Annotated in this window: 23 protein-coding genes; 16 read left to right on the top strand and 7 right to left on the bottom strand. The window is 35.4% G+C overall.

Going from position 1 to position 23,282, the window contains the following annotated elements; translation table 11 throughout:
* Positions 1–148 precede the first annotated feature (148 nt).
* The 3 genes from galU (at position 149) to AC3WJF_RS02270 (ending at position 3,246) form a co-directional block, all read left to right on the top strand.
* Complete coding sequence (galU, locus tag AC3WJF_RS02280) at positions 149–1,036, top strand: UTP--glucose-1-phosphate uridylyltransferase GalU (protein WP_492449474.1); 888 nt, start codon at positions 149–151, stop codon at positions 1,034–1,036.
* A gap of 65 nt (positions 1,037–1,101) precedes the next feature.
* Positions 1,102–2,793, top strand: coding sequence for a DUF6044 family protein (locus AC3WJF_RS02275; RefSeq protein WP_492449473.1), 1,692 nt, complete (start codon positions 1,102–1,104; stop codon positions 2,791–2,793).
* Positions 2,794–2,943: 150 nt separating this feature from the next.
* The gene (locus AC3WJF_RS02270) at positions 2,944–3,246 is read left to right on the top strand and encodes an MGMT family protein (RefSeq protein WP_492449472.1); all 303 of its coding nucleotides are present in this window, start codon (positions 2,944–2,946) and stop codon (positions 3,244–3,246) included.
* 151 nt (positions 3,247–3,397) lie between these two features.
* On the opposite strand, the gene AC3WJF_RS02265 is transcribed toward AC3WJF_RS02270, so the two are convergent.
* Positions 3,398–3,718, bottom strand: a complete 321-nt coding sequence (locus AC3WJF_RS02265) for an ArsR/SmtB family transcription factor (RefSeq protein ID WP_492449471.1) — start codon at positions 3,716–3,718, stop codon at positions 3,398–3,400.
* Between the two features lie 295 nt (positions 3,719–4,013).
* Here AC3WJF_RS02265 and AC3WJF_RS02260 point away from each other — a divergent pair, with 295 nt between their 5' ends.
* The gene (locus AC3WJF_RS02260; protein ID WP_492449470.1) at positions 4,014–6,149 is read left to right on the top strand and encodes a heavy metal translocating P-type ATPase; all 2,136 of its coding nucleotides are present in this window, start codon (positions 4,014–4,016) and stop codon (positions 6,147–6,149) included.
* 38 nt (positions 6,150–6,187) lie between these two features.
* Here AC3WJF_RS02260 and AC3WJF_RS02255 read toward each other — a convergent pair whose 3' ends face one another.
* On the bottom strand, positions 6,188–6,613 hold the full coding sequence (locus AC3WJF_RS02255; RefSeq protein WP_492449469.1) for a GtrA family protein: 426 nt from the start codon (positions 6,611–6,613) through the stop codon (positions 6,188–6,190).
* Positions 6,610–7,620 carry a glycosyltransferase family 2 protein gene (locus tag AC3WJF_RS02250; protein WP_492449468.1) on the bottom strand — a complete coding sequence of 337 codons (1,011 nt, stop codon included), beginning with the start codon at positions 7,618–7,620 and terminating at the stop codon, positions 6,610–6,612. Before AC3WJF_RS02250 ends, AC3WJF_RS02255 begins: the two co-directional genes overlap by 4 nt.
* Positions 7,621–7,889: 269 nt before the next feature.
* Here AC3WJF_RS02250 and AC3WJF_RS02245 point away from each other — a divergent pair, with 269 nt between their 5' ends.
* From AC3WJF_RS02245 to AC3WJF_RS02225, 5 genes are all read left to right on the top strand, one after another.
* Positions 7,890–8,492, top strand: coding sequence for an RNA polymerase sigma factor (locus AC3WJF_RS02245; protein WP_492449467.1), 603 nt, complete (start codon positions 7,890–7,892; stop codon positions 8,490–8,492).
* Positions 8,485–8,991 (top strand): anti-sigma factor family protein, encoded by a 507-nt coding sequence (locus AC3WJF_RS02240; RefSeq protein WP_492449466.1) that lies wholly within the window; start codon positions 8,485–8,487, stop codon positions 8,989–8,991. Before AC3WJF_RS02245 ends, AC3WJF_RS02240 begins: the two co-directional genes overlap by 8 nt.
* Positions 8,992–9,003: 12 nt before the next feature.
* A complete protein-coding gene (locus AC3WJF_RS02235; protein ID WP_492449465.1) occupies positions 9,004–9,846 on the top strand; it encodes a bactofilin family protein in 843 nt (280 codons plus the stop codon).
* Positions 9,847–10,178: 332 nt separating this feature from the next.
* A complete protein-coding gene (locus AC3WJF_RS02230; protein WP_492449464.1) occupies positions 10,179–11,390 on the top strand; it encodes an MGDG synthase family glycosyltransferase in 1,212 nt (403 codons plus the stop codon).
* A 232-nt stretch (positions 11,391–11,622) separates the two neighbouring features.
* Positions 11,623–12,345 (top strand): polysaccharide deacetylase family protein, encoded by a 723-nt coding sequence (locus tag AC3WJF_RS02225; RefSeq protein WP_492449463.1) that lies wholly within the window; start codon positions 11,623–11,625, stop codon positions 12,343–12,345.
* Positions 12,346–12,534: 189 nt separating this feature from the next.
* On the opposite strand, the gene AC3WJF_RS02220 is transcribed toward AC3WJF_RS02225, so the two are convergent.
* A complete protein-coding gene (locus AC3WJF_RS02220) occupies positions 12,535–13,821 on the bottom strand; it encodes a VTT domain-containing protein (RefSeq protein ID WP_492449462.1) in 1,287 nt (428 codons plus the stop codon).
* A gap of 313 nt (positions 13,822–14,134) precedes the next feature.
* On the opposite strand from AC3WJF_RS02220, the gene AC3WJF_RS02215 reads away from it, so the two are divergent.
* Positions 14,135–14,719 carry an undecaprenyl-diphosphatase gene (locus AC3WJF_RS02215; protein ID WP_492449461.1) on the top strand — a complete coding sequence of 195 codons (585 nt, stop codon included), beginning with the start codon at positions 14,135–14,137 and terminating at the stop codon, positions 14,717–14,719.
* 171 nt (positions 14,720–14,890) lie between these two features.
* Here AC3WJF_RS02215 and AC3WJF_RS02210 read toward each other — a convergent pair whose 3' ends face one another.
* The 3 genes from AC3WJF_RS02210 to AC3WJF_RS02200 form a co-directional block, all read right to left on the bottom strand.
* Positions 14,891–15,364 carry a DinB family protein gene (locus AC3WJF_RS02210; RefSeq protein ID WP_492449460.1) on the bottom strand — a complete coding sequence of 158 codons (474 nt, stop codon included), beginning with the start codon at positions 15,362–15,364 and terminating at the stop codon, positions 14,891–14,893.
* Positions 15,365–15,468: 104 nt separating this feature from the next.
* A complete protein-coding gene (locus AC3WJF_RS02205) occupies positions 15,469–15,705 on the bottom strand; it encodes a ferredoxin family protein (RefSeq protein ID WP_492449459.1) in 237 nt (78 codons plus the stop codon).
* A 186-nt stretch (positions 15,706–15,891) separates the two neighbouring features.
* Positions 15,892–16,422, bottom strand: a complete 531-nt coding sequence (locus AC3WJF_RS02200) for an NADPH-dependent FMN reductase (protein WP_492449498.1) — start codon at positions 16,420–16,422, stop codon at positions 15,892–15,894.
* A gap of 271 nt (positions 16,423–16,693) precedes the next feature.
* Between AC3WJF_RS02200 and AC3WJF_RS02195 the strand changes: the two genes are divergently transcribed.
* The 6 genes from AC3WJF_RS02195 to pstA all read left to right on the top strand — a co-directional run bounded on the left by AC3WJF_RS02195 (position 16,694) and on the right by pstA (position 23,280).
* The gene (locus tag AC3WJF_RS02195) at positions 16,694–17,308 is read left to right on the top strand and encodes a helix-turn-helix transcriptional regulator (RefSeq protein WP_492449458.1); all 615 of its coding nucleotides are present in this window, start codon (positions 16,694–16,696) and stop codon (positions 17,306–17,308) included.
* 204 nt (positions 17,309–17,512) lie between these two features.
* On the top strand, positions 17,513–18,208 hold the full coding sequence (locus AC3WJF_RS02190; RefSeq protein ID WP_492449457.1) for a response regulator transcription factor: 696 nt from the start codon (positions 17,513–17,515) through the stop codon (positions 18,206–18,208).
* A gap of 2 nt (positions 18,209–18,210) precedes the next feature.
* Positions 18,211–19,983 (top strand): two-component system histidine kinase PnpS, encoded by a 1,773-nt coding sequence (pnpS, locus tag AC3WJF_RS02185; RefSeq protein ID WP_492449456.1) that lies wholly within the window; start codon positions 18,211–18,213, stop codon positions 19,981–19,983.
* Positions 19,984–20,264: 281 nt separating this feature from the next.
* Positions 20,265–21,173, top strand: coding sequence for a phosphate ABC transporter substrate-binding protein PstS family protein (locus tag AC3WJF_RS02180; RefSeq protein ID WP_492449455.1), 909 nt, complete (start codon positions 20,265–20,267; stop codon positions 21,171–21,173).
* A 275-nt stretch (positions 21,174–21,448) separates the two neighbouring features.
* Positions 21,449–22,396, top strand: coding sequence for a phosphate ABC transporter permease subunit PstC (gene pstC / locus AC3WJF_RS02175; RefSeq protein WP_492449454.1), 948 nt, complete (start codon positions 21,449–21,451; stop codon positions 22,394–22,396).
* Entirely contained in the window at positions 22,396–23,280 is an 885-nt protein-coding gene (pstA, locus tag AC3WJF_RS02170; RefSeq protein WP_492449453.1) for a phosphate ABC transporter permease PstA, read from the top strand. The genes pstC and pstA overlap by 1 nt, the downstream gene beginning before the upstream one ends.
* The last annotated feature ends 2 nt before the right edge of the window (positions 23,281–23,282 follow it).

Raw genomic sequence — 23,282 nt, 5'->3', positions numbered from 1 at the left:
ATCCTATACATAAAAAAGTTGAGATAATCAGGAAAAAACAAGTGAAAAAATGGTCATAATGGCGAATAACCACCTAATGAAAAAAAAGACTAAATGACAAGTACCCATCAATATATATAATAAAGTCCGTTTTTTGGAGGAGAAATGCGTGAAAAAACAAATAAAGAAAGCAATCATCCCTGCAGCGGGTCTTGGGACACGATTTTTGCCTGCAACAAAAGCAATGCCAAAGGAAATGCTTCCGATTGTTGATAAGCCTACGATTCAATATATTGTTGAAGAAGCATTTCAATCAGGTATTGAGGATATTATTATTGTCACTGGAAAGGGAAAACGTGCGATTGAAGATCATTTCGACCATGCGGCAGAATTAGAATTAACATTGTTAAAAAGAGGAAAACTGGATCTATTAGAAAGTGTACAAAGACCCTCTAAATTAGCAAATATTCATTATATAAGGCAAATGGAACCGAAAGGATTGGGCCATGCCATTTGGTGTGCTAGAAAGTTTATTGGGGATGAACCATTTGCTGTTTTATTAGGGGATGATGTAGTCCAATCGGAGGTTCCTTGCACAAAACAATTAATGGGAGTATATGAGCAAACAGGATTTAGTGTTGTAGGGGTGAAGCAAGTTCCGAAAAATGAAACAAATCGTTATGGAATTATTGCACCTTTAAGTAAACATGGCAAGCTTTATGATGTAAATTATTTTGTAGAAAAACCAGACATCGAAAAAGCACCATCGAATTTAGCGATTATGGGGCGCTATATATTAACACCTGAAATTTTTTCGATTTTAGAAAAGCAAAAAAGCGGAGTGCAAGGTGAAATTCAGCTTACTGATGCAATTATGGAATTAAGTCAAAGCAAAAAGGTGCTTGCATATGCATTTGACGGCATGAGGTATGACGTTGGGGAAAAACTAGGATTTATCTTAACAAATATTGAATTTGCCTTGAAGCAGCCTGAACTCAAAGAAACTTTAATGAAAAAAATGCGTGAATTAATGGAGTCGGTTGAAGAAACTCTATAAAAATATGTTTGAAGATAAGTATGTTACTACAGCTTCAAAAAAAGGATTGGTGTGTGGATTAAGGAATGAATGTAGAAACAGCTTCAAATTGGATGAAGGAAAAGAAGTTATTAGTCATTGCAACAATAATTTTAATAGTGTTTATCTCTCCTATATTTATTTTAGGGGAGAATAGCCATATACGTGTTCATGATAATATGGATTCCAATATTGCCTGGTATAAAGTATTGAGGGAAAGCGGGCAGCTTTTTGGTCCGCTTAATTCGATCATCCCGCAAATCATGAACGGCTTGCCAAGGAATTCCTTTGGTACAGAATTTAGCGGAATACAGTGGCTTTATGAAACACTTCCACCGATAACAGCATATGGAATTAGCCAAGCATTAATACGGATCTTTGCCTTCATCGGGATGTATCTTTTGTTAAGAAGGCATTTTATCCGAGCAGAAGATGCTTACCCAATTCGGGTATGGGTCTCATTAGCCTTTGCCTTAACTCCTGTTTGGCCATCTGGAATGTTAAGCACACTTGGACTGCCACTCGCTTTATGGGCTTTTTTAACGATTCGTGAACGAAAAGGAACATGGAGGGAATGGCTAACCTTAACGCTATTACCATTCTACTCCAGCTTCGTGCTAGGATTTTTCTTTTTCTTAGTAGCAATGGGGTTCCTTTGGATTCGTGATTTGCTTGTTAAGCGTGATTGGAACTTTAAATTTTTCGGAAGTATTACCTATATGACATTGCTATATTTAGTAATTGAATACCGACTTGTCTACTCGTTAGTGTTCCCAACCGAACCGACTAGCAGAGATGAATTTGTCAGTTCTACGCTCGGGTTTTGGCATTCTATTCGTTTAACCTTTAAAAATTATTTCCTAGGACATACCCATGTGATGACGCTTCATACATTGGTGATTGTTCCTCTTTCGTTTATCGTCCTTTGGAAATTATGGAAAGACAAGAACTTTAGGTCAGAAAAACGATATATTTATATTTTTATTCTTAATTTCGTTCTGTCTTTATGGTATGCATTCTGGTTTTATAAAGGCTGGGAGCCATTTAAAGCAAGAATCAATTTATTGAATACCTTTAATTTTGCTCGTTTTCATTTTTTGCGTCCGCTTATAATCTATATGATGTTTGCAATTGGCTCCTATATTTTGTGGAAAAATGGCCGTAACTGGCGGGAATTTGTAAAGATATGCTTAGTCATGCAGATTATTGTTTTATGTGCTTCCAATCCGGAAATTTATTATCGTGTAGCAGGAACACCATCCTTTAAACAATTTTATGCAGTTCATGAGTTTAAAGAAATCAGTGATTATATCGGAAAGCCTAAGGAATCATATCGGGTAGCAAGCATTGGTCTTCATCCCGCAATCGCACAATATAATGGATTCTACACGATTGATACATATAATAATTTTTATCCGTTATCTTATAAGCATCAATTCCGAAAAATCATAGCAGGAGAGCTTAATAAAAGCCCTACCTTAAAGAAATATTTTGATACATGGGGAGGAAGATGCTATATTTTTGTTGCGGAACTAGGAAAAAAATACGATTTTCGAAAAGACTCAAAGAAAAAAATCCATCATCTTGACTTAAATATTGATGCCTTCAAGAAGCTTAGGGGGCAATACATTTTGTCTTCTGTCCCGATATTGAATGCGGAACAGGATGGACTTCATTTTCTTAAATCATTCGATGACAAAGACGCTGTATGGAAAATTTATTTATATGAAGCGAAATAACTTGTTGGAAGTACTTTAAGGTACTTCCGTTTTTATGATATGTTTAGTCTATGGCTAGCTCCAGGCACCTATCTGCTAGCGGATTTCTAGGTAACGTCGGTGGCAAGGAGCTTACGCTTTTCGATTAACAAGCGGAGAAAGGGATGAAAGATGACACCATTTACAGAGCAAGTTATCAGGATTATTCGTATGATTCCAGAGGGAAAGGTGATGACCTATGGCCAAATTGCTGCACTTGCTGGTAGTCCAAGAGGAGCAAGACAAGTAGCTAGGATTCTTCACTCCATGAGCAAAAAGCATAAGCTACCATGGCATCGAGTTATTAGTTCAAAAGGAGAGATCTCGTTAAAAGATGACGAACAAAAAATGGCATTACAATTTGAAGACGTTGAAGTAACGAACTGGTCGATTAATTTGTTACGCTATCAATATCATCCTGATAAAGAATATTAATGCCTAACATTTTAAAAATAGTTAGGCATTATTGTTTATTATCGAAATTTTAAAATTCAACCATGTGGATAACTTTTAGGAAAATTGTCTATGTCTAGCTACAGGTGAAATTTGTACTTCAATTTCAATAGCGCCTATCGGCTAGCGAATTTCAAGTATGATAAGAGTGTTCAATTGCTTTTCTTAATAATTCCATAACATGTTCATCATCATGGGCGTAGTAAATGGTTGTGCCTTCTCTGCGAAATTTCACGAGTCTAACATTTTTTAAAAAACGCAATTGGTGCGAAACCGTTGATTGGAGCAATCCAAGAGAGTCAGCGATTTCGTTTACCGAATGTTCACCAGAAAATAATAAATTTAAAATTCGTAAGCGTGTTGGGTCCGATAATGCTTTAAATGTTTGGGAAACCATAAACAATGTTTCTTCATCAAGGTCATAACTTTCGATTGGTTCATTTTCCTCGTTCATATTTATCACCTCTGAAAGTTCATTTATATTAGTATAAAAAAATCCTTCCTATAAAACAACGAATTTTCATTACAGTAATTTGAAAAAAAGAAAATTTCATAAAAAAAAGGGCGATGTTTTTCTATATTGTATTGACACCATTTAGATTAGTTACATATAATAAAAACAAATATATTATATGAGTAAGTGTTCATATATGCATTTTGCCTATAATATTTCAATCAATATATATTCATACTATCAATAAAAAACCTTTTTAACGTTGCTATTCCAAGGTGGGGGAGAATGAGAAACGATGGAAGCACTACAAAAGAAAATGATAAAAAAAGAATTCACACTTGAGGGATTGGATTGTGCAAATTGTGCCATGAAAATTGAAAAAGGGGTTCGAGATATTTCTGGTGTACATTCCAGCACAGTAAACTTTGCTACAAAAACCCTTTCTTTAGAAGTGGAAGAACTACAAATAGACAAGATAATAAGTGATACGATGGCAAAAGTAAAAAGATTAGAACCTCATATTCATGCTAAAGAAAAAGGTGAGCATGAGCATCATGATCATACACATGAAAGTTTTAACCGAAAGATATTAATTCGATTAGGCATAGGTGCGGTTTTAACTGGAATCGGGATGTTCGCTCCTGTAAAAGGATATACAGAGCTAGCGTTGTTTATTATCGCATACCTTATTGTAGGTGGAGATATCGTTTTACGTGCAGTTACAAATATTATTCGAGGTCAAGTATTTGATGAACACTTTCTAATGGCATTGGCGACGATTGGTGCCTTTCTCGTGAAGCAATATCCAGAAGGTGTTGCTGTTATGCTCTTTTATCAAATAGGAGAGCTCTTCCAAGGAATGGCTGTCAATCGCTCGAGAAAATCCATCCAATCTTTAATGAATATTCGACCTGATTACGCAAATGTGATGGTAAGCGGTAATCTAATCAAAAAATCTCCTGAAGATGTGAAAATCGGCGAAATACTAGTAATTAGACCAGGTGAAAAGGTGCCATTAGATGGAATAGTTATAGAAGGAAGCTCAATGGTTGATACCTCTGCCCTAACTGGAGAATCTATTCCTCGTGAAATCAAAGTGGGAAGTGAAATTTTAAGTGGGTTTATGAATCAAAATGGCCTACTAACAGTAAAGGTTACAAAAATATATGGAGAATCTACTGTTGCTAAGATCTTGGATCTTGTGGAAAATGCCAGCAGTAGAAAAGCACCGACAGAGAATTTTATTACTAAATTTTCTCGGTACTATACCCCTGTTGTTGTAATCGTTGCCCTAGTGTTAGCGTTCATTCCACCGCTACTTTTGAGTGGAGCAACTTTTTCAGATTGGATTTATCGTGCTCTCGTCTTTTTAGTTATTTCTTGTCCATGTGCTTTAGTGGTTTCCATTCCACTTGGTTTTTTCGGAGGAATTGGCGCAGCATCCAAAGCGGGAATTTTAGTTAAAGGTAGTAACTATTTAGAAGCATTAAACGATGTTAAATATGTTGTATTTGATAAAACAGGGACACTTACAAAAGGTGTTTTTCAGGTTACGAAAATACAAACGGCAAACAATGTTTCAGAAGAAAGTTTATTAAAGTATGCTGCTTATGCAGAGTCACATTCCAATCATCCAATTGCGGAATCTATTCGAAATGTGTTTAAAGAAAAGATAAATAATGAATTCATTACTGATTTTGAAGAAATATCAGGTTTTGGTGTAAAGGTAGTCGTGGATGGAAAAGAAATACTTGCAGGAAACGCAAAATTAATGAAAAAACTACAAATTCCTTTTGAGAAGCCATCTGAGGTAGGCACCATTGTCCACATTGCTATCGATAAAATGTATGCTGGATATATAGTAATTTCTGATGAAGTGAAAGAGGATGCAAAAAATACGATTCAGTCCTTAAAGAAACTAGGAATAAAGAAGACAGTTATGCTCACAGGTGATGTGCAAAAGGTAGGAGAAACAATCGGCGCTACACTTGGAATTGATGAAGTACATGCAGAATTATTGCCTCAAAACAAAGTCGAAGAAATAGAAAAATTAGATAGTCAAAAGTTATTGAAAGAAAAGATAGTTTTTATTGGAGATGGAATTAATGATACACCTGTTTTAACAAGAGCAGATGTAGGTATGGCAATGGGGGGACTTGGGTCGGATGCAGCCATTGAAGTAGCAGATATTGTTATCATGACTGATGAACCATCTAAAATAGTAACTGCGATTAAAATAGCGAAACGAACAAGAAAAATAGTGTGGCAGAATATTCTCTTTGCCCTTGGAATTAAGGCTGTTTTTCTTCTGTTAGGTGCTTTCGGGATTGCAACGATGTGGGAGGCAGTCTTTTCCGATGTCGGAGTTACGCTGCTTGCGGTATTAAATGCGATGCGAGTTCTCCGAACAAATAATCTTGCAACACAATAAGGCAGCCTTGGGCTGCCTTTCGTCAATTTTTGATGAAATTAATGATTGCATTCTTTCACAACTGTTTCCGGTTTAAACACAAAATACTTTTGCCCGAAATAATTGCTAATGGTGTATATCCCAGTTCCAAATAAAACGGCTGCATCTTTTGTATAAGTAATCGGCATAAAAGATAGCTGTGTAAAGATAAGAAAGGCAAGCTTCTCGCCGACAAAATAGGAAAAGAAGTAACAAATTAGAATGACTACAATAAAGCGGAATACACTACTTCCGAAAGCTTTCTCACTTTTAAATGTAAAGGATCTGTTTAAAAAATAACTAACACAGCAACCGATTGTATTTCCTGAAAAAGTGGAAAGCCAGTATGAAAAATGAACAATATGAAGAAAGATATACATGGTAGTTAAACCGACAATGGTATTTATTACTCCGACTAATAAAAAGCGAAAAAAAGAGTAGTTCACCCTTTTTTCCTCCGAATCATGTTGAATCTTGCTCCAACTTCATTTTGAACGATTTCATTTGTATATAAATCCGTTTCAATGGAAAATCGTGGTCGCCTTTTTGTCTCCTCATATATCTTTCCAATATATTCTCCTATTAGTCCGACACTCATTAATAATAGTCCGCCAAGAAACCATATGGATACCATGAGCGAAGTCCATCCAGTGTTTGCATGTCCCATCAATTTAATTACGATTGCATAAAGGCCAACACAGCTGCTAATTAAAAATGATAATAAGCCAATAAAAGTGATGAAACGAATTGGCGCTACACTAAATGATGTAATCCCATCAAATGCAAAGGAAAGCATTTTTTTTAATGGATATTTTGACTCACCAGCAAATCTTTCTTTTCTGTCGTAATAGACTTCAGTAGTTTTTAGTCCAATTAATGAAACAATTCCCCGCAAAAACAAATTTTGCTCTTTGTAGCGGCTTAATTCATCCAGTGCTCGTTTACTCATTAACCGATAATCAGCATGATTATAGACTACCTTTACTCCCATTTTTTGCATGAAACGGTAGAAGCCTTGGGCAGTCGCTCTTTTAAAGAGCGTATCGGTTTCTCTGCTTTTACGCACACCATAGACGACTTCATAACCATCGTGATATTTTAAAATAAAATCTTTCATAATAGAAATATCATCCTGTAAATCTGCGTCAATGGAAATTACACAGTCCGAATTTTTCCCTGCGATTTCTAGTCCGGCTAATAACGCCTTTTGATGTCCCACATTGTGAGCTAATTTTAGTCCGGTTACAAAAGGGTGAACTCCATTTAGCTCTTGGATGATAGACCATGTTCGATCCTTGCTGCCATCGTCAACATACAATATTTTACTTTCTTCCATTATGAGTTTTTCTTTTATCAATAGAGAAATCATTTCCGATAATTGTTTCGTTGTTTCATGAAGTACTTCTTCTTCATTGTAGCAAGGTACAACAATGGTAAGTACTGGACTATTCATGTTAATTTCTCCTTTAAAAACGGTAATATTATACTAAACTAAATATTATTTATGTAAATAGACGGTTAGTATTTAGGAAAAAGTTCAATGTGGTGAAAATTTCTTTTGAAATACATAAAACATTGTTTACCACCTATACTATTTTTTGTAAGATTATACGAAATTATACTTCTTCAATAGGTAAATTTTTAAAAACGATTTGAACTTTTTAAGATATTCGAAGGTCTTTTAATATAACATTCCATGAATAATCGGACTGTAGGAAACGAATGGATGTATCGGCCTTAGCTGATTGGCTTTCGCTTTTCTTTCAAGGAGTTGAAGCTGTGGACCAAGACTTAACAATATTAATAAAAGAAGCAAGGGGTGGAAGTGAAGAGGCATTTTCAGCACTCGTTTCAATGTACAAGGGTCAAGTGTTTCGCCATGCATATGCGATGATACACGACCGGCAGGAGGCTGAGGATGTTGCCCAAGAAGCTTTTGTAAAGGCGTATTACTCATTAAGTAAGTTGGATAATGATTTTGCCTTTGTTTCTTGGTTAACAAGGATCGTTTCCAATCTATGTTTTGATAGGTTGAAGAAAAGTAAAAAAAATAAAACTGTTCAAATGGAAAATTTAGAGCAAAATTCAATCCACCATTCTTCCTCTCCAATCGATAAAACTAATACGAAACTTGTTATTCAGGAGAGTATGAAAAAATTATCCTTCGAGCATCGTACTGCGCTCGTTCTTCGTGATGTACAAGGATATTCATATGAGGAGATTAGCGGGATATTAAAAATTCCAATTGGAACGGTAAAATCCCGAATTAACACAGCTAGGGGCATGTTAAAGAAAGAACTTTCCAGAGGTGATGAATATGAATGAACATGTTGATGAACTCCTCTCAGCTTATTTAGACGATGAATTGAGCGAAATAGAATATATGAAAGTAAAAAATCATCTGGCTACTTGTAATAGATGTAGTCATGCATTACAGGATTTGCACGACATGAAAGAGGAGATCTCCTTATTATATAGTTCTATCGAGATTCCTGATTTTCAATTTGAAAATGCCGTGATGACTAGAATAAAGGAGCTTGGTTCTAAAAATTCTATCTATTATAGATGGGTTGTCGGATTGCCAACATTATTTATAGCAATCATCATTGCTATTTGTTTATTTGCTTTCAGTGATATTGTATTTGTTGGAGTAACAGTCGTTTCGGAAATGATTAAAATTGCAGTTAGCTTATCACATACCCTCGTTTCCGTGTTATCGTCCATTCCGTTTTTATTAGAGGCTTTTGTTATTACCACGATCATTATCGTTGGATTATCCGTTTGGTCCGTGCGCTACTTATTACGGACAAAAACAGTAGAATAAGGGGATGTACGGATGAAAGGATTTAAGATTATAGTTAGTTGCTTTGTTATGTTATTCGTTTCTTCCCTTCTACTTGCGCCAGTGTTGGCTGCGGAAAAAAATATTGTGAATCAAAAGGAAACAGTCATACCCAAAAAAGAGAAAGTAGAAAGTGTGATTGTCCTTGGTGATAATGCAACGATCGATGGGGAAGTTAGAGTAGCGGTTGTTGTTATTAATGGAAACTTGCAAATTAATAAAACAGCCAATATAAAAGGGCCAGTACTTGTTATTGGTGGACAAATTAATCAAGAAACTGGCGCAAGAGTGACAGAACCAATTATTTCGTTGAATCTGAATGATCAAACAAAAAATAGTTTTATCCTTGGTGGCTTACTGTTTTTGGCATATTGGATTGTCCGAATTGCTCTAAGTATCCTTTTGGTTCTGATTACGGTCTTAGTAGGAGTAGCAACCAAGCATAAACTTTCAACTCTTCCGGAAGGTCTCAATATGAAGCCGGGAAGAATGATTATTACCGGTTTTATTTCAAGCTTAGCGCTGCTTGCGATATGTGTCCTTTTAACCATCTTAATTATCGGAATTCCGGTCGTCATTCTTATTTTATTTGGAGTCCTTCTCTCTCTTATAATGGGACTTGTATATATGAGCAGTCAATTAGGAAATCAATTACGTATGTTTGATGGAAAACCAAAATGGTTGGTGCTTTTAGCTGGGGCAACAGTAATTATTGCATCGATTAATTTTCCACTTTTCGGAGGAGTAATCCTTTTAGTTATTACATGGTTTTCCTTAGGTATGTCGGTGACGTGGCTGTATAATAAACTTTCGAATCGGAAGAAAATTTTAAACTAATACCCTTAGCAATATGTTAAGGGTATTTTTTACTTTTAAGAGATGAACTTTTTTTTTATTAGCAAAGTCTATTAATAAGAATCCGTTAAAATTCAAAGGATAATACCAAAGAATATATTCTCCTTTAATCGATTCTATCCATTAAGGTTGTTTTCGTACAAATTGTTTTAAATCGCTTATTATGAGAAAACTATAACAGTATAGTTTTGGGCATCTTTTCTTTAAAATTCATCATTTTTATAATGTGCAGGAAATTTTATTAGGATCTTGCTTAAAAAAGCAGCAAAGTTTAAGAAAAGAGCCTTTATTAAAGGCTAATAAGGAGAATTCATATGGTCATGAAAAAGAAGGAAAAAATCTTGATTTTATCAGGAACATTTGGACAAGGGCATCAACAAGTTGCACATGCTATTCAAGAAGCTACTGAACTTCGCCTGCAGAACTTCGAGTCCATTGTAGTGGATTTCATGGCGTGGGCACATCCTAATGTTTATCCGATTAGTCATTTTGTATATATGAAAAGTATTCAAAAACTACCGCAACTTTACGGTTATTTATATCAAAAAACACATGATCGAAATGCACTTTCAATTAGCTTAAATACAATCATGTCTACTGGAATGGGTAAAATGCTGAAGCTTTTACAACAAATTAAGCCGACTGTTGTAGTATGTACATTTCCATTTGCGGCAGGAATTGTTTCGAAATTAAAAAAATATGGTCTTACGAATGTTCCGCTCGTGACTGTGATAACCGACCATTCTACACATAGTTATTGGATTCATCCATTTACTGATCATTATATTGTAGGCTCAAATGGTGTCAAAGAGGAAATAATTCAATTAGGTATTGCCAGCGAACATATTTCCTGTACAGGTATACCGATCCGTACAAAATTCCTGCAACCAATGAAACGGGAAACATTGATTCAAAAACATGGTTTACATCTAGATCTTCCTACAATTTTAATAATGGGGGGCGGAGATGGATTAATGGGAGAAGGACTTTTAACTGCGGAAACATTGGATTCCTTGCCTTTTAAGGCCCAATTTATGATATTGTGTGGACACAATGAAGAATTACGGAAACAGTTAGAAGGGGAATTAAATTCTTCCAAACATCATATTATTTTATTTAAATATATTGAACATGTCCAAGAATTAATGTCATTATCTGACTTGATCGTAACGAAACCAGGGGGAGTCACGACTTCAGAAGCAATTGCGATGGAATTACCAATGATTTTGTACAAATCTCTTCTTGGTCAAGAACAAGATAACGCCTTATTTTTAACGAAGGCAGGTGTTGCGGTTCAGGCGAAGGATTCGGTTTCACTAATTACAACGATTTCAACCTTGTTAAATAATCATCAAACAATATCAAATATGAAAGAAAATGCCAGAAGACTTCAGAAAAAAGAAGCTGCTTTTGATGCACTCGACATTATTACAGAGTCTATGATGAACCAAAGACCATTTTTCGAAGCAGAGTTATCACGAATGACTATATGGAGAACAAATCGATTAGTGAGGATGTTCGTATAGAATGTTGGTTTTCGCTAAGGGTTATTAATCCTAATGTAGACTAGTTTCTGGCATCTTTTCTTAAAAAGGATACCTTTCTTAAATCGAATGAAAAAGTTTATAGGATGCTCTCTTACAAAAAAAACAATGTTTAAGAATAGAGCCTTTATTGAAAAGAGCAGGAGCCTTCTATAGTTATATTTAAAAAGAAAAATGGAAATGGACACATTAGATTAGAGAGGGATGCTGGCTGATGAGATTAATTTTTTTACTCCTTACCATTATTCTTTTATATACGGCCGTCCCCTATATCTTATCCTTTTGGATGGGCTTAGGAGTTCTACGGAAGGACAAAGCAAAGTCTGGACTTGCATTTACTTTTGATGATGGTCCTGATCCACGATATACGGGACAACTTCTAGATTTATTAAAAAAACATCGAATCAAAGCTACATTTTTTGTCGTTGGTTCGAAAGCTGAGAAACATCCAGATTTGATTTTAAGAATGCATAATGAAGGTCATTTAATTGGGATTCATAATTATGTACATCGTTCTAATTGGCTTATGATGCCTTGGACAATCAGACGTGATCTAGAGAAATCAGCTACCATTATTGAGGAAATTACAGGTGGAAGACCAATTTACTACCGTCCACCATGGGGCCTAATGAATTTCTTTGATTTCTTCTTAATCAATAAATTTGGATTAATATTATGGTCCATGATGGTTGGAGACTGGCGCAGTAAAGGTGGAAGCGAAAAAATCATCCGTGGTATTCTGGATAAAGTAAAGCCCGGAGATATTATATTATTGCATGATAGCGGACAAACGTTGGGAGCAAATGAAGAAGCCCCGGCTAATACAATTGAGGCATTAAAGCATGTATTTACAGTCTTACAAAAGCAAGGATATCACTTTACACGAATAGATGAGATGTTGGCAAATAAGATTCATATTGAACAATCACATATTTAACCTTTTAGGAGGACCGATCTTTTGTTCGGTCTATTTTTTTTCCTTTTGGCTTTGTTAAATAATATTGTTGTGATTAATACAGCCTTACGTGTACACATAAGGCTGAAAATCAACAAAAATCATTAACAAAGCCTTCATTGCAAAGAAAATATATAAAAAGAACCCGGAATTCTCTCCCAATTTCTTATTTTACTGCTGATGTAGTTTAATTAAATTCAGTAGTCTTGATAGTTCGTTTAATAAAATTACTAAGCAAATCCAAACTCCGCCAAACGTATACCCTGCAACAAGGTCACTTGGACGCTGGTACCCTAAATAAATATTGCTGGCAGTAATCACAAGTAAAATTATTATTTCCAAACTAACTATAATGGTATTAAGCAAGCTATTCTTACTATGACGGACGATAACGTACATAAAAAACGCAAAAATTACAATCGAAAGCAATGTCTCTTCACTAGGGAAGTTCTTACTTACTACACTACCTTGTGTAATTAATTTAAATAGTCGCGGCAACCCTTTGCTTAATAAAACACCGCCAATAATTCCGATTCCAAAATATTGATACTCTAATAATTTATTCTTTCCTTTAAATGCTATCCAAATGACTGTTAGAATACCAACCATTAAAAGAGATTTCCAAGACGTTAATTTGCTGAAAAGTTTCATTAAGTGCGTCCAATTTTGATTGAAAATGGATAACACAATCGTATTTGCAATGGCATTGAACTGCTGGAACTCGTTTGCCATAAAATCTTGAATTAATCCAATCATTAGACTGAATAACGCAATAAATATAACGGTTATGAAAAAAATAAGCAACTTTATTTTAAGAAAGCTTTTAAAACGTTTAAAGGTATACTCAAATAATAAAATAAGATTTTGCTTTATTTTTTCTTTATTTGTTTTAATTAGGTAGTACAGCAGATAAATGATCCCGATAATGACACAACCAATAATGACATATATCTTTGCCTGCTGATGAAATTGCTCCCATTTTGGACCAAAAATATTTCCTAATGTGATAATGGTTCCAACCCATAGAAAGACGCCAATATAAGCAAAAATCGCATATGACTTAAAGGAAATTCTTGTTACTCCAGAAAAGATACTCGTAATATGGCGAACACCGGGAATAAAATAAGAAAACAATAATAATCTTTTTCCATACTTTCGATTCCAATTCGCCATTCTATCCATTTTGTCTGGACCCATATGGATTTTAGTCCCATATTTATTGAAAAAAGGTGCACCTAATTTATATCCAATCCAATAGGAAATGGTAACTCCAATGATACCGCCTAGTCCGCCGAAAAGAATAGTTAATAATAAATTCATCTTTCCTTGATATACGCGATACCCGACATAACTCATCAGTATTTCGTTTGGTATTGGGACGATAATAAGTTCTAGCATAAGTGAAAAAAACAATACTATATAACCGTACTGGTCTATTAAATGAATAAGTAAATTCACTTTTTATTCCTCCATGCCTAAAAACAATTTACGATTAAAATGACAAGTTTTTCAACGGAAAAGTTCGAGAAAAATGTAGTTTTATTTGTTTTTCTTTTGTAAAATAATATGTATTCTACTATTAGTGTGGATTTATAAAACATAACCTAAACACAAATGTTATTTGGTAATTTTCACACTATTATTTTATATGAACTTTCTGTTTAATAGTAGAGTCTCTTATCTTGAACAAACAGTTTTATGAAACATATAAAATTATTTCCGTCTAAAGATGTAACGGGATTAAAATAAAAAGAAAGTAGGAATTATTGGAATGAATTATCAACTATTTCAAGCTATCCACAATCTATCAGGTCATTCTGCTATTTTAGATAACTTGATGATTTTCTTCACGAACTATGCACTTGTGATTTATGCACTTGTCCTCCTTGCAATCTGGTTTTTAGGTGGCAATAAAAGTAAGAGGACAGCACTATATGGGTTAGGGACAGGAATTCTGGCTTTAGTAGTGAACGTAGTAATTTCTAAAATTTATTATGAAAATCGTCCTTTTGTTGACCACCCTACCGTCCATACGTTAATTCATCATGCTCAAGATGCATCCTTCCCAAGTGATCATGCAACTGGATCTTTCGCTATTGCTTTTGCGCTATGGGCTCGCAATCGAAAAATTGGGGTACCTATGATTATTTTAGCGATTATTACAGGATTTTCCCGTGTGTGGGTAGGGGTTCACTATCCGTTTGACATAGTAGGAAGTATTATCGTAGCTTTAATTGTTACCTTCATCGTATTGAAATTAGAAAGATTTCTAAATCCAATTTTGGATGCTATTATTAAGTTTTATAATTCATTATTTGGCCGAAAATCGAAAGGGAAATCCAAAAGGTCTATTTAACGATTGAAATCCTAAACTTTTGTTTAGGATTTTTTTGATGGTTTTAACTTTCACCATTATTAAAATTTTCAACAAGCATATATACAAAAGGAATTGATGGGGGCTGCTTTAACAAACAATGGTTTAGTGTCATTTGAATCATTATTTTATTTAAAAGAGGGTGATTAATAGTCACCCTTGCAATCCTCTACCAATCAAATTTGCAGAAACAGGCTTGCTACCTATTTCTCTTGCCCAAACAGACAATTGGCCAATATGGTGGATTTCATGAGCTATGACATGGCGGAGGATTTCTCCGACCGTAAAGTTTTGGATTGATCCATCTCCTCTTTCCGTTGGCACAACCCTTTTTTCCATTTCTTCTGTTAATGTTAGCAAATAGCTTTCCACTTCATGATGAAATTCAGAAGATAATTTCATCACTTTATCTAAGGATTGATAATTTTCGAACGGCTCTTCAAATTCGCCTTTTCCTTGTAAATGTTGGATCCAGCTATATTCCACATCTACAATATGGAACAAGGTATGTAGAATTCCTCCAATACCACCAGTTCGTGCTTTCAACAGTTCTTCTTTTGGTATAGCTTTACACCATTCAAACCATTCTTCTCTTACTTGCCAGTTATACCGAAACAAAGTCAGCATGTGGAAACACTCCTTTCTAACTTAATTATTCGGTGTTTTTAGTGATTTTCCTGCAAAAAATAAAACGCCCAACTTTCTCAAGTTGAGCGACTGTCATATGAATATTATGAGCTAAAGTATTGACGAGCCTTTTCCAAGAATGGTACATCCTCATCGAGTAATTCTTCTTCATGGAAGATTGCATCAACTGGACAAACTGCTTGGCATGCACCGCAATCGATACAAATATCTGGATCAATATAAAATTGATCTTTTCCTTCTGCAATACAATCGACCGGGCAGACTTCTACACACTCAGCTGCTTTTTCACCTTGACATGGGGATACAATGACATATGCCATATTGAAATAACCACCTTTTCCTTGCACCTATTGATGAAATTCAGCATAGGTGAATTTCTAAATTAGGTAAAATATTTTAACGAGATATGATTTTGACATACCCCATAGATTATCCTTCTATATATTATCATATTTTAATGTGCCTAAATTAATCTTAACTTATTTTTCTAATTCATAATAGGAGTTTTAGAAACTTTTTTGCATCATTATTACTTGTTTAGCAAGAATATCAATTCTATTCAATACATTTGGATCTATGATTTCATAATTACCATTAAAATGTTCATCATGGGCATACACATAGTTTGGAGCCACATAAGATCGGAAAAAGCCAGCAATCGGCTTTAATTGATTTTCGATCACTAAATAATGCTGATATGTTCCGCCGTTTGCAATAAAGCCAATCACCTTCCCAGTAAAGGCCGAAACGGGTACGAGGTCAAATAAATTCTTCAATGCCCCAGTCATCGATGCTTGATAAATAGGTGTTCCGATAATAAAGGCATCTGCAGAGGTAACAATATCGATTACTTTTTTTGTATCGCCTGTATAGTCTGCAGGGTTTCTCCCGTCACAAAATTGAACATTATAGTCTTTTAAATCCAACAGTTCGGTGGTTATTTCTGGATATTGCTCCTTAGCTGACTGTAATACTTTTTCTACGATAATTCGTGTTTTTCTACCTGAAACTGAGCCGGAAATACCAAGTAATTTCATCATAATCTCCTCATAGCAAATATGTTTTTTCCTGATGTGTACCTATATTGTCTATCTTCAAAGCGCATGCACTTTTCTTATAGGCTTTGCTTAATTGTGTTGTTGGCTGATAATTAATAATAAATCATTAATAGAGCCTTTTTATAAAATATGCTATTACATTATTTTTATTGAATATTTTTATACATTTTTGTATAAAAAGTTGATATAATAAATGTACCAAAAAGATTTTAGTAATTCAATTGAAAAATATTTAGCGGAGGTGATGGATTTGTCTACAAAAGATGAAATCATGCATCTGATAAAAAAATATAAAAAATTATCCGTATCTGAATTAGAAACTCATCTTGGCATTACTGGGATGGCAGTACGACGTCATTTAAATCAGCTTGAAACAGATGCCTATATTCACTCTGAAACAATTCGAAAAAATATGGGACGTCCTGTTCAACTCTATTCACTAACAAGAAACGGTGAGGAGTGGTTCCCAAAAAATTACTCGACGATGACCGTTGATTTCCTCCGTGATATCGAAGAATTAAGTGGACCAGAAATGGTCGATGCCCTTTTCAAAAAAAGAGAAGCACGATTAGAGGAAAAATATAAAGCAAGAATAGAGGACAAGGGCCTAAAGGAAAGGGTTGCCGTTCTCGCTGATATCCAAAATGAAAATGGCTACATGGTAGAATGGAATGAGAATGAAAAAGGAGATTTTGAATTTGTTGAATATAATTGCCCTATATTTAAAGTAGCAAGCAATTATCATAAAGCATGTTCATGTGAACATTCCCTGTTCCAAAAAGTATTGCAAACTGATAAGGTCGAGCAAGTATACTGCATGGCTAAAGGCGGGGATTGCTGCAAATATATAATTAAATCGAGTTAATGAATAGCGGGGAGATCCTCGCTATTTTTTTTATGCTTTGGAAATAAATAAAATTTAATACTAAGGGTAACCTTTTATAAAAGTTATCTACGTCTAGTTCAAATGACTTGCATATTTGTTCTTTTTCATAAATTACTTTCCATTTTTAATGACTGCATTGTAGAATGTAATCGAATAGGTCTATTCGAAAGAGGGGAAATTGTAATGACGAAAATATTAGTTGTGGATGATGAACCATCTATTGTAACATTGCTGAAATTTAATTTGGAGCAGTCAGGTTTTACCGTAATTACAGCGCATAATGGAAAGGAAGGCTACACAATTGCAACCGAGGAAACGCTTGATCTTATTGTGTTAGACTTAATGCTTCCAGGAATGGATGGAATGGAAATTTGCAAGTCATTACGTCAAGAGAAAATAAATACTCCTATATTAATGTTAACAGCGAAAGATGATGAATTAGATAAAATTCTTGGCCTTGAGCTTGGTGCCGACGATTATTTAACGAAACCTTTTAGTCCAAGAGAAGTAGTTGCGAGGGTGAAAGCAATCCTCCGCAGAACTAGAACAAGCGAGGAAATAGAACCAACTAGTGAAAAATTATTAAAGATTGGTGATCTTCTTATTCTGCCTGAGCAATTTGAAGCACGTTTTAAAGAGGAAAAACTAGAATTAACTCCAAAAGAATTTGAATTATTATTATATTTAGCTCAGCATTCAGGAAAAGTATTAAGTAGAGATCAATTATTAAATGCAGTCTGGGATTATGATTATGCCGGTGATACACGTATCGTCGATGTGCATATTAGCCATCTTCGTGAAAAAATTGAAGAAGATACAAAACAACCCCAGTATATTAAAACGATAAGAGGTTTCGGTTATAAAATGGAAGGTAATTAATTATGAAAAAGCTTTGGCTTCGTATTTCACTAACATTTTTAATCTTATTGTTTTTTGTTTTACTCGGAATGGGATTTTTTATTGCGGATATGATGAAAAAAACATATATGGACATGACGAGGCAACAATTGCTACAGGATGCTAATTTAGTATCGAAGGTGATTGATGTGTCTACGTTATCTAGCAATAATCCATCTATGCAGCAAACAATCCAGCGTTTTTACGCGAAAAATCAACCACGTATCACCATCATTGATACTTCTGGTCAGGTTTTAGCAGATTCCGAAGATGATCCGAAAGATATGGAAAATCACTCAAATCGGCCAGAGTTTAAAAATGTTGTAAAAAAACATAAATCATTTGGAGAATCCGTCAGATTTAGTCATACGTTAGGCTTTAATATGATGTACGTAGCCATCCCCATTCACCAGAATCATAAGATTATTGGGGTAATTCGTGCAGCATATACACTAGGGAAAATCGAACAAGCTATTGTGAAGCTTTGGATAAGCCTTGGATTAGCCATGGGTGTCACGCTCATTTTATCCAGTATGATCGGAATAAAATTAGCAAAGGGCATTTCACGACCAATTGAAGAAATCATCTATGTTGCCAGGCGCTTATCGGAAAAAGATTATAGCAGTAGAGTCCGCTTAAAAACATCGGGTGAAATTGAACAACTATCAAATGCTATAAATGTTCTAGCGATTAGCTTGCAAAAACAAATGGATGAGATTCAAGAAAATCAACAGAGATTATCCGGCGTCTTAACCAATATGGTTAGCGGCGTGATGTTGATTCAGCCAAATGGAAGAATTGCGCTTGTCAATCCAGCAATGGAACAAATCATTGGCACGGAAAGCTCTGAACTGAAAGGAAAATTACATATTGAAGCGGGTAAAAACTTTGGGTTAAGTCAATTAATCGAGCGATCCTTAAAAGAAGGCATGAAACTCCATGAGGAAGTATATATTTATTTTCCTAAGGAAAGAATTTTGGATGCCCATCTCGCACCGCTAGTAGGTGTTAATGGAGATATTAATGGGGTCATTACAGTTCTTCATGACATTACGGAAATAAGACGTCTTGAAAAAATGCGCAGTGAATTTGTGGCGAATGTTTCCCATGAACTGAAAACACCTGTGACATCATTAAAGGGATTTGCCGAAACATTGCTGGATGGAGCGATGTACGATGAAAATTTATGCAGATCCTTTTTGCAAATCATTTATGACGAAAGTGATCGTTTACATCGCTTAATTGCGGATATTTTACATTTATCAAAAATTGAACAGCATCGACTTCCATTACATCCGGAAGCGTTAAATATTATCGAGGTAATAGAGGAAACAGTGGCAACATTGCAGGAAAAAGTGTATAAAAAAGAGATTATCTTAATCCTTCCAGAGCGCAGGATGCTGTTCTTAGAAGCTGAGAAGGATCGAATCCGACAAATTATTTTAAATCTAGTCGCCAATGCCATAACTTACACACCTGAGCATGGGACTATTGAGATAAAAGTGGATGAAACAGATACAAATGTAAAGCTTGTTGTTAAAGATACAGGGATTGGGATTGCAGAGAAAGACTTGCCAAGAATTTTTGAACGTTTCTACAGAGTCGATAAGGCACGATCACGTGATTTAGGAGGTACTGGACTTGGCTTAGCGATAGTAAAGCATCTTGTTGAATCCCATCACGGCTCGATTGCTGTGAATAGTAAAGAAGGAAAAGGAACCGAGTTTATTATTACATTACCGAAAAAACAACCATGAAGGCTGTCTAAATTAGGCAGTCTTTTTTGGTGGGGAATATAGTTCTTTAGTCCTAAAACGTGCCGTTTAGGATCAATTTCGGGCTATTTAATACTAATTTCGGACTGTTTCATCTTCATTACGTGCCATTCATCATAATATTTGTGCCATTCAAAGAATGCCTCTCTTGAAAATTTATTAAAACCTATCTTTACAAACTCTTAACAATTCATTAATACCAAGTTAACACCCTAGTATTATCTTAATCTTGTAAGAAAAAATAACTAGGGGGCACTAATAAAATGAGAAAAAGGTTAGTAGCAATGCTAGGAATGTTATTAATGTTTGCTTTTATAGCAGCAGGATGTGGAAACGACGATTCTTCAAAATCTAATGCTTCAACTACAAATGATAAAAATGATAATCAAGCAGTTAGCGGTTCAATTACTGCGGTTGGATCTACTGCGTTACAACCACTTGTAGAAGAAGCAGCTAGTCAATATATGGGTGAAAATGCCGGAACTACTGTAAACGTTCAAGGTGGCGGTAGTGGAACTGGTTTAAGTAAAGTTGTCGAAGGTGCCGTTGATATCGGTAACTCAGATTTATTTGCAGAAGAAAAAGATGTAGATGCAAGTAAAGTTGTTGACCATAAAGTAGCAGTAGTTGGTATGGGACCAGTTGTAAACAAAGGTGTAGGTGTTACAGATATTAAGAAGCAACAATTAATCGATATCTTTACTGGAAAAATCACGAACTGGAAAGAAGTTGGCGGTAAAGATCAAAAAATCGTCATCATCAACCGTAATGAAGGCTCTGGTACAAGAGCAGTATTTGAAAAAATGGCATTAGATGGCGCAACTCCAGTAAAAGCACAAGAACAAGAATCATCTGGGACAGTTCAAAAAATTGTGAGCGAAACTCCAGGAGCGATTAGTTATCTAGCATTCTCATATTTCAATGATTCAATTCAAGCGTTAAAAGTCGACGGAGTAGAGCCAACACAAGAAAACGTGGAAACAAATGACTGGAAGATTTGGGCTTATGAGCATATGTATACAAATGGCGAACCGAATGGACTTGCTAAAGATTTCTTAGATTACATGTTAAGTCCTAGCATCCAAACAAAACTTATTCCACAGCTTGGATATATTCCAATGACAGGAATGAAAGTTGAACGTGATGCACAAGGAAATGTAACTCCAAAATAAGGTAAGATTAGACCCCTTCATCGAATAATGATGAATGGGTCTGATGTTCTTTAAATGTCTAGCTCCAAGTGAAATTGGCACTTCAAATTTCACCAGCGCCTATCGGCTAGCGGATTTCTACGTCTCCTCCCTACGATAAGTCAACATCAGGTGAAAATGGTAGTTCAATTTTCAATAGCTCGTGAACTACCGAGCACGGTTTCCTTTATCTCAGTCGAAGACTACGAAATCCGTACGCTAGAGCTGCGGCGCTTGCGCTTTTCTAATAACCTCTAATGAAAGGGGAAAGCATGTTGGAAGTAAAAGAAGTAAAAATGGCAGAAAAAAGCTGGAACACAACAACTAAGCTTTGGACAGAACGACGAGGCAGAATTCTTACTTTTTCGTCTGTCTTTATCATGATATTAGTCGCTATTTCCATCATTTCTTTCGTGGCTACAAAGGGTCTTAGTACATTTTTTGTGAACCACGGAAGTTTTATTGATTTTATTACAGGAAAGGATTGGTCACCGGGGAAAGTGGATGAATTAGGAAAACCATTAATCGGTGCACTTCCTTTAATAATAGGATCTTTTGCAGTTACTTTTTTAGCCGCACTTATTTGTGCCCCTTTATCTATAGGTGCTGCTGTCTTTATGACAGAGATTTCACCGAAATTCGGCAAAAAAATTCTGCAGCCGGTGATTGAGCTTTTAGTTGGGATACCTTCAGTAGTTTATGGATTTGTAGGTTTGTCTATTGTAGTTCCTTTTCTAAGAAATGCTTTTTCTGGTAGTGGATTTGGAATTTTAGCAGGAACGATTGTATTATCAGTCATGATTCTACCAACGATTACAAGTCTTTCCGTTGATGCTATTCAAGGGGTGCCTAATTCATTGCGTGAAGCATCGCTATCTTTAGGAGCGACGCGCTGGCAAACTATTTATCGTGTTATTTTAAGAACAGCCCGACCAGGATTACTGACAGCAATTGTATTCGGAATGGCAAGAGCTTTTGGTGAAGCATTAGCTGTTCAAATGGTTATTGGTAATGCGGCTATTTTGCCTCATTCATTAGTAGAGCCTGCCTCAACCTTAACAAGTATTTTAACGATGGGGATGGGAAGTTCCATTATGGGTCAAGTTGAAAATAATGCTCTTTGGTCTCTAGCTCTCGTTTTACTATTTATGTCTTTATTCTTTATTTTAATCGTTCGAATGATAGGCAGAGGGAGGTCCATTTAATGAATGCAAAATTAGCAGACCGTATTGCAACTGCAGCCTTTTATTTAATCGCTGCGTTCATTGTTATCCTTCTAGCGGGGTTGCTTGGATATATTGTTATAAGAGGAGTCGCACATATAAATTGGCATTTTATTACTTCTCCGCCACAGGCAGTGCAGGCAGGAGGAGGAATTGGACCTCAATTATTTAATTCCTTTTATCTCTTGGTGTTAACAATGGTTATCAGCATCCCTCTTTCATTAGGTGCAGGGATTTATATGGCTGAGTATGCGAAGAAAAACGCTTTTACAACAATCTTAAGAACTGCTATAGAGGTTCTTTCCTCGTTACCATCCATTGTTGTAGGACTTTTTGGATTTTTGTTTTTCGTTATGTATATGGGCTGGGGATTTTCCATCCTTTCTGGGGCACTTGCTTTAACCGTGTTCAACCTTCCACTTATGGTACGGGTAGTAGAGGATTCTATTAGATCAATACCAGGTACACAAAGAGAAGCAGGGTTAGCATTAGGTGTTTCACGCTGGGAAGCCATTAAGCATGTACTAGTTCCGGCCGCTATACCAGGTATTGTGACTGGGGTTGTTTTAGCATCAGGTAGGGTTTTTGGTGAAGCTGCTGCTCTAATTTATACAGCCGGAATGAGTTCGCCTATGCTAGATTTTACAAATTGGAATCCATTAAGTCCTGCATCACCACTCAATCCATTAAGACCTGCAGAAACACTTGCTGTTCATATTTGGAAAATTAACGGTGAAGGAATTATGCCCGATGTTGCTGCTGTTTCAAGTGGTGCAGCCGCACTTCTAGTAATTGTCATCTTAGTCTTTAATATAGGTGCACGTTGGTTTGGAAAATTACTATATAAACGGATGACATCCTCATAATG

This window comes from Heyndrickxia sp. FW510-T9 (assembly GCF_058781025.1).
Note: the sequence above shows the minus strand (reverse complement) of the source record. Positions and strands in the feature narration are given on the sequence as shown.